Below are 15021 nucleotides of genomic sequence, written 5' to 3'. Positions count from 1 at the left end.
ACGAGTGTTTGATACTCGTGGAGGAGTTTTTAGGGACTTCCAAGTAATAAAATATCCTAATATTTCTTGTAGGATGGGCGTCTCGCCCGTCATGGGAACTGGGCGGGCAAGATGCCCACCCCACAAGATTGGATAATTTATTTGTTGGAGTTCCCTTACAGCAATTCAGGTAAGATAATCAGGATCTATGCCGAGCGATCGCAACTGTTCTGCTAATAATTCAGCACGTCGTCGTGCTTGTTGAGCTTCTTGCTGTGCTTGCTGCGCTTCTTGCTGTGCTTGCTGCGCTTCTTGTTTTGCTTGCTGCGCTTCTTGTTTTGCTTCCTGGGTTTCTTGTTTAGCGAGTTTTGCGTCTTCTTCTGGTGTTAAAAGCTTTTCCCCTTGCTGGTTATACCAATACAACCACTGGCGAGGAATGCCTAGATAAGTTCCCCGTTCCATGCCAATTCCTAAACCAATCTCTGGTAGCCAAACGGGATTACCATCTTCTAATGCAGTGTAACCACCATTAATTAATTTGTATATTTCCAACCGTGGCTTTCGGCGACGATTCGGATTGTAGATTACATAATATAAAATCCCTAATTTCGCATACTCTGCTTTTTTAGTAGAGTACTCACCACGATACTTTTGAGATACTACTTCTAGCGCTAATATTGGTACTCTCCTTTCTTCCCAAAGCACATAACTGGGACGGAGGTTTTCATCATAAAATCGCTCTACGCCCAGACTCAAAAACCCATCTGGGACTATTGCTGGTAAATCTGGGTCATAATAAATACCCATATCTACGCCAAAAAACCAATCCATGCGTTCTGGCCAAGCCATTGCCAGGAGCGCTTTGAGTAAACCAGGAATCAAATCTTGTAATTCATTATCCACTGGTGTATCGTCAGAGTCTGGCAGTTCCTCAGATGAGGGCAAACAAGCTAATGGATCGTACTTTAGCATGATGGGTTTACTCTTCCTCAGTTATTAGTACATCTTTATTTTATAAATGAATTTTGATAGCAACTCAGTACATCCTATTTTTATTTGTAAACATCAAGAGGCTCAGAACCCCGACTTTTTTAAGAAGTCGGGGTTCTTTTGCTCATTGGATATTAGTTTTCTACTTGTTTGAGTTTTTGAAAAATTTCATCAAGTGGTGATTCAGATCCCTCAGGACAAAATTCTAAAGCAAGTCTAACTTTTCCTTTTTTCCATCCCTGAGTACTAAATTGCAAAACTTCACAATTTAATCCTTGGGTATACAAATTTACTTCATCTGTCTCTTCTGCTCCAATATATTCCTTAATTGCTGTAATCAAATCACGGACTTTAAAAGTTTTAGCAATATTTAACTTATTAAAAGTGTCTGGTTCTATAGACACAACTTCATCATGGTTTAGTCTCTCAAATCCATCTTCCATAAAAATCTCCTGTCAATAAATCTATATTTTCTAGAGATATAACAGTTCATCCGAAATAAAATGATGATTTTATAGATTTAGAGCTGCTCAAATAACAATTCAGTAATAATTTGATGTCCGGTAAATTAGCCTATAATTCTCGCGTTACCCCTCCCCAACCCTCCCCTTACCAAGGGGAGGGTGCGCGGCAGCGCGGGTGGGGTAGTTTTCTGTTATTAAAAGAACCAACCGTAAGAATGCAAACCTTTACCTAAAAGATTCACACCGAGATAGCAAACCCAAACAACAACAAAACCAGTGGCGGCTAAAATTGCCGGACGACGCCCTTGCCAACCGCGAGTGATTCGGGCGTGGAGATAGGCGGCGAACACTAACCAGGTGATTAATGCCCAAGTTTCTTTGGGGTCCCAACTCCAGTAGGAACCCCAAGCTTCGTTAGCCCAAACGCCACCAGCAATGATGCCAATTGTCAATAAAGGAAATCCGAGTCCGATGATGCGATAGCTGATGTTGTCGAGGGTTTCGGCAAGGCTAAGGCGCTGGGGTGAAAGAGGTTCGGCAGATGCTATTTGAGGCTCAGAGGCAGTTACTAAACCCAAAACTGCGGTGTTACCGTTACCGTTGCCGTTGCTAGTAGTTTCAAAACGAGCAAAGCCGTTATTTTCGGCAGAAGGGGCTGATGGTTGAGAAATTAGCTCAGATGCTTTGTTTAAGCGGTAGCCGTTGCTGCGATAGCCACCAGTACCTACAGAACTACCTTGTAGTTGGATGTTTTGACCGCGAGTCACAACTAAAAAAGCGATCGCTAATAACGAACCCACCATTAAAGCAGAATAACTCAACATCATAACGCTGACATGCATCATCAGCCAATTTGACTTCAAGGCAGGTACTAGCGGTTCTGACGCTTGCATCTGGGATGGTAATGTGATGGTAGCAAAAGCAGCGATCAACATTGCCACAGGAGCTGTAACAACTCCTACTAAGCGGCTACGGCTACTACTTTCAGCAATTAGATGGACGGTCGTAATTCCCCAAGTTAAGAAAAACAGGGATTCATAGAGATTACTTAAGGGAAAGTAACCAGCTTCTATCCATCGTGCCCCTAGTAGAGTCGCCATGCACAAATTAGCGATCGCCATCCCAGCTGTCCCCAAAGCAGCTAGATAAGGCAGATTCGGAAAAGCCGCTCCTCCCCAATACACGAGCATTGTTAGGAATAATATGGCAAAAGAGGCATTGTCCAGCCAGTTCTGGAGTACAACCAAATTCATAAAGTCTTCTCTCCGTGGATGATTTAAAATATGGATTCTGACTGTTCTGATCCTATATGCTTAGAGGGTAATGGGACAGGGGAAAGTTAGGAGTTAGGAGTTATGAGTTATGAATTATAAATTAATAATTTTTAATACCATTTCCTTTTAAGGTTGCTAGAGATGATATCGCTTTGAAGTAAAGACACACCAGACGCGAAGATTGTTGTATGGCAAGATTTTTGAGAATTAGTACAACTCCTCACTCCTGTACAAACGCGATTAATCGCGTCTCTAGACGCGATCAATCGCGTCTCTACTACTGACTCCTGTAGAGACGCGATTAATCGCGTCTCTACTCCTAACTCCTAACTTTTCATATTGCTGTTATGGAGAAGTCGTAGGTGGTGTAACAGAACTGCTCTTATTACTTTCTGGACTAGGCAAGGGAGTCGTGTTCCTAACTTTTTTGAGTGCTAGAAAAATGTCGTAGATGTTACTGCGACTGTCGCTGACGGCGGATGTCATCCCAATTGAGCGCGTTGCAGCTAGCAAAGCTTGTTGATTGGGAATTAGAGTTGGTAAGGGAAAATTTTTCACAGTTCGTTCCACATCCAGAAAAAATTGACCATTTGTCGGATTTGGTTGTGTAGGAACTGTTTGTTGGAAGGGGATCGTGCTAGCTAGTGTGTTGTTAGGTTTGGGAAGAATTTTATCAGTAACGGGAGCACCCACTACTAGAAAGGCGACATCTCTATCTAACCAGCCGTGGGTGGCAGTTAAAGTACCATAGGGTGAAACCCAGTTAACAACGGGTTGACCTGCGACTTTTGCCGGTTGGACTTGGAACTGGTATTGATTTCTCATCACTTCATCGAGCTGTTTTATGGATGCTTCAGCTGATTGGCGATTGCTTGTCTGTACCATGAACAGTAAACCCACACGAAAATCATCTGGTGAACCTTGTTTTGGAGTAGTAGGAATTAGTGATAAGGAAAACTCGCCTTTCATCCAACTGAGCAAATCCTTATCTAAATCGAGGTCGGTAAGCGATTTTATACCACCTCTGATCTGTTCTGGTGCGATCGGCGAGAGGGGATTTCTCTGAGATGTTAAAATGTAATCTCCCCACAACCTCTGTAAGTTACCACCAGATAGCATCATTAAGGTTTCTGCTGGTACGCGGCTTTGCATTTTCCCAGCTTTGTTTTCTACCGCCAGCACCCGTTGACTATTAGGGTTTAACCAAGAAACGCCCTTAAAGCGGATTCCTTCTGCCTCTAAGGTCATTGTCCCCGCTAAACCTTGGTTATTTTGCAGTTGAGCCAAAACTTGAGCAGGTAAAGGGCGGTTTGGAGAAGCTGCGGCTATTTTAGCTGCTGTTGGCACATTTACGTAAAACTGGCCAAAGCGTTGGTAGTTAGCAATTTTTGGGAAATTCTCAGCAAAGCCCCCTGTTGTGGCTAGGGATGTTTGATTTTTGTAAGCGTCAATTGCTCGTTCTGTGGCTTTGGGACTATCAGTTATAACTAAAAAACGCCCATCTAGTAATGCTGCAAAGAAGTTTTCTCCTGCTTGTCCCTGACTTTGTTTAATGGCGATCCCTTGATAAATACGGTCAATCCATTTGCCTTGTTTAAGGGTTTTAGGTTGTGCCAAAATGTTTTTGGCGATTTCTGGGTTTTTCACTGGTAATACCATCACCATCGACTGCTGATCGCTAGCAGTATCTTCATTGGTGGTAACTGGTTTGGGTGCAGCTTTACTCGCTATTGCTGGGGCAAGAATTGCGATTGTAACGTCATTGCCTACCCAAGGAGCGATATCTTTCTGGAAGTCGTAACCATTATTAGTGAGAAAGCGATCGCGCAATTCAACTAAATTTCTGTCCAGTTCTGCTTGGGTTTCTTTTGTCCCAAACTCCCGCAATTTCTGCCACTGCTGGGGATCTGTTGTCAGAGAAACCGCAAACAGGGCATCACCAGGAATAATATTTGCACCTACTAGCAAATCGCTAGAAGATCGTTGTCTCTGGCTTAACAACCAGTATGCTGCACTCCCTGCACCAATCAATAGCCCAGCAGCCGAGAGCGTCAGCACCAGAGACGGTTTCTTATTTTTCTTCATCGGAACAGACACAAGAGGCGGTGCCATTGAAACCTATACCTTATACTTGCAAACTTATTACTTGCTTGATTAGTCAAGTACACCAAAAGGTTTAACCATTCTTTAGGGCAGCTAATTAGATTAAATTTTTCCACCCTAGATGTTGATGATACTTCGGTAATCAACTTTCTTTAGTCTTTTAAAAGCTATGTTTTTAGTTCAGTTACCATTTTTAACACGCTTTTTTGAATTTCGTAGGACGTTTCCCTGAGATTAATTCCTCTGTCGGAAAGTTTCCGCAAGTAAATCTGTTATTCCAAGCAATTTGAGAATATAACTAACTGGACAAAACTGCAACTCAATTTCAGCGACTTGGCTTTACGCGGTTGCGATATGCGATCGCTTTCTTAGAGGATGTTTGAAAAGTCTTCTTGTCGGTATCAAAAGTTTTAGATCCCTCTAAATCTCCCGATAAATTGGGAGACTTTGATTCCGGTTCCCCCCTTTTTAAGGGGGGTTAGGGGGGATCTAAAAGTGCCTAAAGTCACAGCGAAATAGTTTTCAAACAACCTCTTAGCGGGTGGGTACGCGATCGCGCTACATCAAAAGTGCAGTATTTTTTGGGATAATGCGGTATAGCTTTGCTATACCGTCAGACTGATCATTTACCTATACTTGCAACTCAAATCCAGGTAGTATATCTTCTCCAGAAATAATCGCTGGCATTTGCACAACTTCTACAGCTTTCAAAAGTCGGTAAATTTCAACTCTTGCATCTTGAGGATTAATCAGCCAACCCAAGCGCAGACCATTTTTAATGTATTCCTGCATTTTTTCTTGAATCGGTGCAAGCCGATCTGTCTCTGAACGTAGTTCAATCAAAAAGTCGGGTACAAGTGGCGGAAATTTTTTTCGTTGTTCTGGTGTTAAAGCTTCCCACCGCTCCAATTTTACCCAAGCAGCATCAGGTGAACGTTTTGCGCCGTTGGGAAGTATAAAGATAGTTGAAGAACTAAAAACTTTCCCTAATTTAGCTTGACGATTCCAAATTTCTAAATCAGCGATCAGTCCAGCTTCTTGATTTCCGCTTTCTCCTCCTACTGGTGGCACAATTATTAATTCTCCAGATGCATTCATTTCCAGGCTTAAATCACGATTGGCAATACACAATTGATAAAATTGCTCATCGCTTAAATGAGCAATCGGTTCTAGATTTAGCACAACACTATTCATTAAACCTTTCCTCATGTCTTTCTTGCTAACATCAGTAGGAAATTCTTGCTTGTTGGAAGATTTCTTTAGGTGTAATTTGCAACCCTCCTATACTTGTAACTCAAATCCAGGTAATATATCTTCTCCAGAAACAATTGCTGGCATTTGCACAACTTCTACAGCTTTCAAAAGTCGGTAAATTTCAACTCTTGCATCTTGAGGATTAATCAGCCAACCCAAACGTAGACCATTTTTAATGTATTCCTGCATTTTTTCTTGAATCGGTGCAAGCCGATCTGTCTCTGAACGTAGTTCAATTAAAAAATCGGGTACAAGTGGCGGAAGTTTTTTTCGTTGTTCTGGTGTTAAAGCTTGCCACCGCTCCAATTTTACCCAAGCAGCATCAGGGGAACGTTTTGCACCGTTGGGAAGTATAAAGATAGTTGAAGAACTAAAAACTTTCCCTAATTTAGCTTGACGATTCCAATTATTTAAGTCTGTAATTAAATCTGCTTCTTGATTTCCGCTTTCTCCTCCTACTGGTGGCATAATTATTAATTCTCCGGCTGCATTCATTTCCAGGCTTAAATCACGATTGGCAATACACAATTGATAAAATTGCTCATCGCTTAAATGAGCAATCGGTTCTAGATTTAGCACAACAGTATTCATTAAACCTTTCCTTGTGTCTTTCTTGCTAACATCAGTAGGAAATTCTTGCTTGTTGGAAGATTTCTTGAGGTGTAATTTGCAACCCTTCAAATAAGGAATATTCTAAACTATCAGTACCACGTTTGGTTTGAGGGAGAATATCAGAGTTGGGTTTTGAGTGGAATCATGGTTGAACTTGGGGAATGATTCTATTTTAGAGAGGATGCGATCGCCTAACAACGGCAAACCATCACCGAAAACTTATTAGTTTAACGGCACTACTACCAGATTTGATAATTTCATTGTATAATTTCAGCTACTTGATTTTGCTCGCTAGCGATCGCCTACGCCATCGCACCACATCATGCCTTTTTACTGATATTTGGAATCTAATTGCATAGCTCCCAAATATTTAGTTAAATAAGGCGAAAAAACTTCATAAATTAAGGTTAATGGCTGTCCATGATGCCAAAACAAGTAGTGGCGACCCCAAAAAGGCCCAGTTACATCAAAACCAGACTCTAGCGCCAATGAGTCACCATAGTAAATTCCTCGAACATCCCGATACAGTTCTGTGCGAAGACGAGCTAAACTCGCCCAAATTGGTAATGAACGATTTTGCAAATACTCGTCTACATGACTGGCTTCCCACCACGAGGTAGCATAGGCTAATCGTTGACCAGAAGCAGTCCGCAGCCACACTTGCCGCCGTAATCGCGGCCCTGGAACAGCTTGAATTAAATCAGGAGCGCCATCCAAGTCCATGCCAATCAATGACATATCAATGACATCTACTTCTACAGGCTCACCTGTAAGCAATTCTAGATGACGTGTTGGAGAGCCGTCACCCAAAAGCATTAACTGCCAAGCAGGTGCTAGCTGAGTATGAGGTAAACTTTTTTGAATTATTTCCTCCCCTCCTTGCCAAATCGGAGTGAGGCGATGCCAAGCTGCTGGCAGTGTTAAGTTGTTTATCGGCGTAAAAGTAATACTCAATGCTTTTTACAAAACTTCACGTATCTCTATAAAAGCATAAAAAACCTGAGCTATACCAAGATTTAAGGGTCAACAGTCTAAGGTCTATTGACCCTCGACTATTGACCCTTGACTAATCAACAAAATATGCGGATGGCGAGACTCGAACTCGCAAGGGCATTGCCCACACGCACCTCAAGCGTGCGCGTATACCAATTCCGCCACATCCGCACGGTTTGTCTAAACATACATTATAGCATAAGAAAATAATTATTATAGTAAGGTGATATCTAAAGTTATATTTCTCAAAAATATAAATTTCCTCAAGGCTGTATCAGACTGACAGAAATATAGCATCTGCACAAGTGATATTAAAAAGAGTAGAGCGACTGTGGGAGGTGCGGTGCGATCCACCGTAGGCGATGTCTACGACGGGCTATGACGCTCTCTACGAGACGCTGCGCGTAGCAAGATCCCCGTAGGGGTATGAATACTCGTTAACGCAACTCTTGGAGACGCACTGTTAGGTCGCTATCGGCGTCGCAAAAACCCAGTTTGGTAAGCTAGCTAAGACTTACAGCAGCAATGTTGTTAGTCTAGTAAGACCCGTAGAGGCAGCAAGCCTGCAATATGGAAGTTTGCTTAGAATCAGGGTGGCGAATCTCCTATGATAATTTGAAATAATGCGAAAGCGTCGTTTCAAGTTGGATCAGAGAAAATGTCAATCTACTGGTAATGATATCGAAACTAAAAAATGAAGTTTGACAAAATATTAATTGCCAATCGGGGAGAAATCGCCCTTCGTATTCTCCGCGCCTGTGAAGAAATGGGGATTGCGACAGTCGCGGTTCATTCCACCGTTGACCGGAATGCTCTCCACGTCCAACTTGCTGATGAAGCGGTTTGCATTGGCGAACCTGCTAGCAGTAAAAGTTATTTGAATATTCCCAATATTATTGCTGCCGCACTGACACGCAATGCGACTGCGATTCATCCAGGCTATGGCTTTTTGGCAGAAAATGCCCGGTTTGCGGAAATCTGTGCCGACCATCATATTGCTTTTATCGGCCCAACTCCAGAAGCTATAAAGCTTATGGGGGATAAATCCACTGCCAAAGAAACCATGCAAAAAGCTGGAGTTCCAACAGTACCAGGTAGTGAGGGGTTAGTAGAATCCGAGGAAGAAGGATTAAAATTTGCCAAGGATATGGGCTATCCAGTGATGATCAAAGCCACAGCCGGGGGTGGTGGACGGGGTATGCGCCTAGTTCGTTCTGAAGATGAATTTGTCAAACTTTTCTTAGCAGCCCAAGGCGAAGCAGGAGCAGCTTTTGGTAATTCTGGCGTTTACATAGAGAAATTTATTGAACGTCCCCGCCACATCGAATTTCAAATTTTGGCGGATAACTACGGTAATGTCATCCACTTGGGCGAACGGGATTGCTCAATTCAACGCCGGAATCAAAAGCTACTAGAAGAAGCACCAAGTCCGGCTCTCGACCAAGACCTGCGTGAGAAAATGGGACAAGCTGCTGTCAAAGCTGCCCAATTCATTAATTACAGTGGGGCGGGTACTATCGAGTTTCTCTTGGATAGATCCGGTAAATTCTACTTTATGGAAATGAACACCCGGATTCAAGTAGAACATCCTGTAACAGAGATGATTACTGGAATAGACTTGGTTGCCGAACAAATTCGGATTGCCCAAGGGGAAAGACTTAAACTTACCCAAGAGCAAGTAGTTTTGCGGGGTCATTCGATTGAGTGCCGGATCAACGCTGAAGACCCAGATCACGACTTTCGCCCTTCTCCGGGACGGATAAGTGGCTATCTGCCCCCTGGAGGCCCTGGTGTTCGCATTGATTCCCACGTTTACACAGATTACCAAATCCCGCCTTACTACGATTCTTTGATCGGCAAGTTAATTGTTTGGGCCCCAGACCGACCCACTGCTATTAACCGCATGAAACGCGCACTCCGGGAATGTGCCATCACTGGACTACCCACCACCATTGGGTTTCATCAAAGAATTATGGAAACTCCACAATTTTTGCAGGGTAATGTCTATACAAGTTTTGTCCAGGAGATGAACGGCTAGGGGAGTAGGAAGTGGGGAGTGGGGAGCAGGGAGTGGGGAGTGGGGGCAATACGGTTCGGTTAAGATCCCCCCGCCTACGGCGACCCCGATAAATTGGGGGTAAATACGAGGAAAAGCCCCCCCTTTTTTAAGGCAGGGCTGTTTCATTCCCGAAAGAGCTTTAAAAATCAAGGGTTCTAGCAATTAAAACAGTGAACAGTCAACAGTTATCAGTTATCACGGTTTAAGTGCTCAAATTTTGAAAGCGACTTCAAACACCACTTGCTTAGTTGTGGGGGACTCTGACTCCCAATTGACAATCAAATTCTTAACTGATAACTGATAACTGATAACTGATAACTGTTAAAAATTGGTTATTTTGTTACCAGCGTGCCGATAAAATGAACTATTTTACTGATATTTAAGTGCTTAAATATTCATCTTATCGTCACCCTTACTTACAATTTTCTCGCTAACCATCTTGACAAATCCTGTCTGAAATGGAATGAAACAGCCCTGCTTTTTTAAGGGGAGCCAGCGCGGTCTTGGGGTCTCCCCAAGTGGAGCGACTGGCGTGGGTTGGGGGGATCTCCGAGAGCCAAATATACTAACCGAACCGTATTGGGAGTGGGAGGAGAATAAAAAATTACCTCTTTCCCCTCTGCTCCCAGCAAGAACTGCACCTCTGCCTCTTCCCAATGCCCAATGCCCCATGCCCCATGCCTAATTTACACGAGCCAGCATTGTCAGTAATCCTTGCTGACCTAGTAATATTTCTCGCACCAGACTGAAGATACCAACCCAAATAATAGGTGTAATGTCCACTCCGCCTATAGGTTGTACCAGTTTTCGCAATGGCACTAAAAATGGTTCGGTAGGCCAAGCTATTAAATTAAAGGGCAAACGATTCAGATTCACTTGCGGATACCAAGTGAGAATGATGCGAAATATAAATAAAAATGTCATCAGCCCTAACACAGGGCCAAGAATCCAAGCAGTCAGGTCAACACCAGTCATTGGTTTAAGATACTATCTATCGTAAAGAAAGAAAAACTTAGGCGAACGGCAAGCCGCGCTTCGCTAACGCCACAAAATTTGAAGCTTTGTAAAGCACTCTTATCATCATTTTAACCAAATGCTGCCACTTCCTTGTGAAATACAAAAGCAAACTCCCTCACAGCAGTTACCAAGTTTGGCAGTTCAGAGTTAGAGGCTTCTCAAGAAAGTAATACACTATTAAAATTAGGATGAAGTGTGTAAAAAAAGGTTTAGAAGTATGACGCCTTCTTTAGCAAATTTTCTTTGGAGTCTGCTATGGGGTACTGCAATTGTTGTAATCCCCGCTACGGTTGGTCTAATTTTCATTAGCCAAAAAGATAAAATCCAGCGTTCATAATGCTTGTGAGAGTTAATTCAACTCTCATAACCGATTGTCTGTCAGGTATTTATAATTGCCCTAAAAGCAGCAGTGTTTGCCGCTAGTGGCAGTTGTAGCTGACAGACATAGGTTTTTTTATTTTTCGGTGAACAGCTTCAGAGCTTCTTTGCCAGAGGCTTTGAAGCTTCAATATATCGTCTCTAATTACAGTAGTGATTTTAATTGTGACTCGCTAACATAGATTTGATATTGGGAAAACAGCAATGATAAATTTTGGGCTGAACTCAGCCAGTTTTCTGGCTCAGGTAAATTTTGGGGCAAACTCAGCCAGTATTCTAGGAATTTTCCTGGCTGTGGCTGGGGCAGCACTGTATTTTCTCCGCACTGTGCGTCCAGAATTGTCACGAGATCAAGATATCTTTTTTGCGGCAGTCGGCTTGCTCTGCGGCTTCATTCTCGTGTTTCAAGGATGGCGGTTAGACCCGATTCTACAATTTGGTCAATTGCTTTTAGTTGGCACAACTGTGTTTTTTGCAGTTGAAAGTATTCGTCTGCGGAGTATAGCTACCCAGCAAGCAAAGCGCAACACTCCGATTGTGGACGAAGACCGACCGGTTAGCGATCGCTATTCGTACAATGATCGCAGAAAGTATCAAGCTGAAATGGATGCAGACTTAGATCCATTGCCTTATGAAGACGAGGAGGAACGCCCCGTGCGTGCCCGGATTCGGGGTAGCAGGGATGAGATTTCCACTCGTGATAACTACTACGAAGAGCAACCCCCCCGCCGTTCAGAACGCCGCAACAGCAGCAGTAGTAGCAGTAGTGAAAGACAGGCTCCAGCTGATAGAACGCGGCGGCGGACTTCTGGCCGTCCTGTGAATCGCCCTTCTGAAAGCTCTGAAGAAGAAAATTGGGGTTCTTCATCTAGGCAAGTTGATGATTGGGAAAGTTCGGGAGGGGAAGTCAGAAAACCTTCTCGCCGTAATAATAACGGGTCTGGGCGTCCAGAAAATCGTGAAGATGATGTTGCTCCCAGACCAAGAAGGCGTCGTCCACCAACGGACTCAACTCCTCGAAGACCGCGCGAAGATGATGAGGCGATCCCAACTGATTATGTGCCATACAACCCGGTTGAAATGCCAAATGAGGGGCGAGATAATTCGACCGATTTTAATGACGATGTTTAAAATAGTTGGCGTGGAAGTAGGTTTAGAGGCGACGGAAAACAGTTGAGGTGGAAAAATTTACGCCTACATTTTGGCTCCAAAGACCAATTCATTGGAGCCTGGTTTTTGGTTTAACTAGTTTGCTTGCATCTTGTGGTTCTAACAATATTCCTATAGGGCCTACTTCCCTCAACAGTCGCTACACCGAGGAGCAACCTGCTTTGAGTGGAAATGGGCGCTTTTTAGCGTTTGTATCTAATCGGAATGGTAATCAGCAACTACTGGTTTTCGATGTGGAGAGGCAACTGTTTATTAGTACACCAGGCATAAACCGAGCGGAGACAATTGCCGAAAGTCCTAGCTTGAGCTACACCGGGCGTTATATTGCTTATCTTACTAGTGACCAAGGTAGACCAGTGGTGGCGCTTTACGATCGCGCTACGCAACAGTCGCAAATCGTCACACCAACCTATCGCGGCTGGGTCAGAAAACCAAATATCAGCCCAGATGGACGTTATGTTGTTTTTGAAACCGCCAGCCATGGTCAGTGGGATATTGAAGTCCTAGACCGAGGGCCAAATATTGAGTTAGATATTCCTAATGGTGCAACTGTAGGTTCACCTCCGTAGGAGTTAGGAGTTAGAGACGCGATTAATCGCGTCTGTACAGGAGTTAGAGACGCGATTAATCGCGTCTGTACAGGAGTTAGGAGTTAGGAGTTGTGAGACTATTGACTAATGACTAATGACTAATGACTAATGACTAATTATATGAAACGTGTTTTTTTTATACCTATATTTTTATCCTTAAGTTTATTGACTGGGTGTTTTGGCTACCCTCGCCTTTTGAGTTATCCCTTTGATCCGGGAGGGCGGAGTCTTAATAGTTTAGCGTCGGAATTAAACCCCCAAATTTCTGGGAGATACATTGTTTTTATTACTGACCGACGCGGTAGCCAAGATGTTTATATGTTTGATACAGTGACTCGTGATTTGGTTGATTTGCCAGGTTTAAATTCCTTTGATGCGATCGCAACTCATCCTAGCGTTTCCCAAGATGGTCGTTATGTAGTGTTTGGTGCTAGCCGTCAGGGGCGATCGGCTATTTTTCTCTACGACAGGGAAACACGCCAATCACGAAATTTGACTAATAACCTACAATCTGAAGTCCGCAACCCTACAATTAGCGCTGATGGTAGTAGGATTGCTTTTGAATCCAGTAACAACGGGCAGTGGGATGTTTTAGTATATGACCGTTATGGACAACCGTTGAATATACCTCAAGAACCGCGTTGAAGAATGGGGAGTGGGGAGTGGGGAGTGGTGAAAGAAAATTCTCTATTCCCTATTCCCTATTCCCTACTCCCTACTCCCTTCTACCTGTTGCACAGATTCAATGAGCGATCGCACTTGTTCCGTCCCTTGTGAAGGTTCAAAGGACAAGGGAAACTTACCCCGGAGGATCATCCGCAAACCGAGGGGTGCAAGACTGAGTAATCCTCTTAAATCTTTAAAGTAGTTACCAACAACTTGTAAACCAAATTGACGTTCATCAATCCAACCACCTTCTTTAACTAAATCCACCAATACTTTTCGGTGACGAATTGAGCGACTATCACTGGCTTGTTTGTGGGTGAGAATTTCTTGTTTAATTTTGGTGATTTGTTCTAATGGTGCAACCTCCATTGGACAAACTGAATCGCAGTACAAACAACGGGTACAACCCCATACGCCTTTAGTACCTTCGTTGTAGCTTGCTAAACGATTTTCGGTGTCGCTATCGCGGGAGTCTGCTACCATCCGGTAAGCTTTGGCAAGGGCATGGGGGCCAACAAAGTTTGGATCAACTTCACGGGCGTTGCATTCAGAGTAACAAGCACCACACATAATACAGTTACCAGTTTGATCGAGGCGCGATCGCTCTTGTGGTGTTTGCAAAAACTCTCTTTCTGGTACTTTTCGTGCTGCCGTACTCACATAAGGAGCAACTGCTTCTAGATTATTCCAGAAGCTGCTCATATCTACAACCAAATCTTTAATTACGGGCATATTCCCCAGAGGAGCGATCGTGATTTCGGGAATGGGATTTACTTTAGTTTGGGATGATGGTATTTGTTGTAATCTGGCAAGTTCATTGCCAACATTTTCTTTACAAGCTAAAGCCGAACGCCCATTTATTCGCATAGCACAGCTACCACAAATTGTATTACGGCAATTTTTGCGAAACGCCAAAGTTCCATCTTGCTCCCACTTAATATGATTGAGGCAATCCAGGATTGTATTACCTGGTTCTGCCTCTACGAGGTAGGTTTGCACCACAGGGGAGAAATTTTGTTGCTGTCGAATGATTTTAAAAATAACTTCCATGACGACTAACCAAAATTTTAAAATTGCTTCACCAGCCTCAAAAATCATGAGTAAAGGCAGGTAGTTCTGAAAAGTGAGCTATACTTTTTTGCTGTTCATTCAAAGCCTGGTGTTAATAGGCTGACTATGAAAGAGCGACTGATTCTAGTTTAACGATAACCATTCAAACTTTACTTGTAGCAGCGCTATAGGCAAGATTTGTGTCAAATTCTCAGATAAAACGCCAAAAATGTAATCATAGCTTTGCATTGAATTTACCTGTTTAGAAATGTAAAGGAAAGAGCAGTTTACCTTCATCTCTGACCTAGCGATCATATCCCAATTAAATGCATATCAGGTTAGCGACACGTCTTGATGTCAACTTGAGTCAGAGCAACTAACTAGAAAATTCAGCAGAAGCTGCTACCGCTTGACGGAATTTT

The 15021-nt window shown here is 43.2% G+C and carries 14 protein-coding genes, 1 tRNA gene and 1 pseudogene; 5 read left to right on the top strand and 11 right to left on the bottom strand.

What is annotated here, in order from left to right:
* Positions 1-165: 165 nt before the first annotated feature.
* The 9 genes and pseudogenes from LC653_RS01150 to LC653_RS01110 form a co-directional block, all read right to left on the bottom strand.
* Positions 166-951, bottom strand: a complete 786-nt coding sequence (locus tag LC653_RS01150) for a Uma2 family endonuclease (protein ID WP_229492205.1) — start codon at positions 949-951, stop codon at positions 166-168.
* A 152-nt stretch (positions 952-1103) separates the two neighbouring features.
* Positions 1104-1412, bottom strand: a complete 309-nt coding sequence (locus LC653_RS01145; RefSeq protein WP_229492204.1) for a KGK domain-containing protein — start codon at positions 1410-1412, stop codon at positions 1104-1106.
* Between the two features lie 215 nt (positions 1413-1627).
* Positions 1628-2686, bottom strand: coding sequence for a c-type cytochrome biogenesis protein CcsB (ccsB, locus tag LC653_RS01140; protein ID WP_229492203.1), 1059 nt, complete (start codon positions 2684-2686; stop codon positions 1628-1630).
* 366 nt (positions 2687-3052) lie between these two features.
* Positions 3053-4819, bottom strand: coding sequence for a DUF3352 domain-containing protein (locus LC653_RS01135; RefSeq protein ID WP_229492202.1), 1767 nt, complete (start codon positions 4817-4819; stop codon positions 3053-3055).
* Between the two features lie 621 nt (positions 4820-5440).
* On the bottom strand, positions 5441-6004 hold the full coding sequence (locus LC653_RS01130; protein ID WP_229492201.1) for a Uma2 family endonuclease: 564 nt from the start codon (positions 6002-6004) through the stop codon (positions 5441-5443).
* Between the two features lie 87 nt (positions 6005-6091).
* A complete protein-coding gene (locus LC653_RS01125; RefSeq protein ID WP_229492200.1) occupies positions 6092-6655 on the bottom strand; it encodes a Uma2 family endonuclease in 564 nt (187 codons plus the stop codon).
* 31 nt (positions 6656-6686) lie between these two features.
* Positions 6687-6797 (bottom strand): annotated as a pseudogene (locus LC653_RS01120) (Uma2 family endonuclease); the annotation flags it as partial.
* A 209-nt stretch (positions 6798-7006) separates the two neighbouring features.
* A complete protein-coding gene (locus LC653_RS01115; RefSeq protein ID WP_229492199.1) occupies positions 7007-7630 on the bottom strand; it encodes a chorismate lyase in 624 nt (207 codons plus the stop codon).
* A 127-nt stretch (positions 7631-7757) separates the two neighbouring features.
* Positions 7758-7840 (bottom strand) — tRNA-Leu (locus LC653_RS01110).
* A gap of 523 nt (positions 7841-8363) precedes the next feature.
* Here LC653_RS01110 and accC point away from each other — a divergent pair.
* Positions 8364-9707: an acetyl-CoA carboxylase biotin carboxylase subunit gene (gene accC / locus LC653_RS01105; protein ID WP_229492198.1), complete on the top strand. Its 1344-nt coding sequence runs from the start codon at positions 8364-8366 to the stop codon at positions 9705-9707.
* Between the two features lie 702 nt (positions 9708-10409).
* Here accC and LC653_RS01100 read toward each other — a convergent pair.
* Positions 10410-10703, bottom strand: a complete 294-nt coding sequence (locus tag LC653_RS01100) for a YggT family protein (RefSeq protein ID WP_190729864.1) — start codon at positions 10701-10703, stop codon at positions 10410-10412.
* 259 nt (positions 10704-10962) lie between these two features.
* On the opposite strand from LC653_RS01100, the gene psbX reads away from it, so the two are divergent.
* The 4 genes from psbX to LC653_RS01080 all read left to right on the top strand — a co-directional run bounded on the left by psbX (position 10963) and on the right by LC653_RS01080 (position 13528).
* Positions 10963-11082 carry a photosystem II reaction center X protein gene (gene psbX / locus LC653_RS01095; protein WP_174709687.1) on the top strand — a complete coding sequence of 40 codons (120 nt, stop codon included), beginning with the start codon at positions 10963-10965 and terminating at the stop codon, positions 11080-11082.
* A 245-nt stretch (positions 11083-11327) separates the two neighbouring features.
* Positions 11328-12254 (top strand): Ycf66 family protein, encoded by a 927-nt coding sequence (locus tag LC653_RS01090; protein WP_229492197.1) that lies wholly within the window; start codon positions 11328-11330, stop codon positions 12252-12254.
* 47 nt (positions 12255-12301) lie between these two features.
* Positions 12302-12862, top strand: a complete 561-nt coding sequence (locus LC653_RS01085; RefSeq protein WP_229492196.1) for a TolB family protein — start codon at positions 12302-12304, stop codon at positions 12860-12862.
* A 141-nt stretch (positions 12863-13003) separates the two neighbouring features.
* The gene (locus LC653_RS01080) at positions 13004-13528 is read left to right on the top strand and encodes a TolB family protein (protein ID WP_229492195.1); all 525 of its coding nucleotides are present in this window, start codon (positions 13004-13006) and stop codon (positions 13526-13528) included.
* 63 nt (positions 13529-13591) lie between these two features.
* Here LC653_RS01080 and LC653_RS01075 read toward each other — a convergent pair whose 3' ends face one another.
* Positions 13592-14599, bottom strand: a complete 1008-nt coding sequence (locus LC653_RS01075; RefSeq protein ID WP_229492324.1) for a succinate dehydrogenase/fumarate reductase iron-sulfur subunit — start codon at positions 14597-14599, stop codon at positions 13592-13594.
* Positions 14600-15021: the final 422 nt, after the last annotated feature.

The organism is Nostoc mirabile CHAB5784, assembly GCF_020829645.1.
Taxonomy (GTDB): domain Bacteria; phylum Cyanobacteriota; class Cyanobacteriia; order Cyanobacteriales; family Nostocaceae; genus Nostoc; species Nostoc mirabile.
This window is presented reverse-complemented; position numbering and strand designations above follow the sequence as displayed.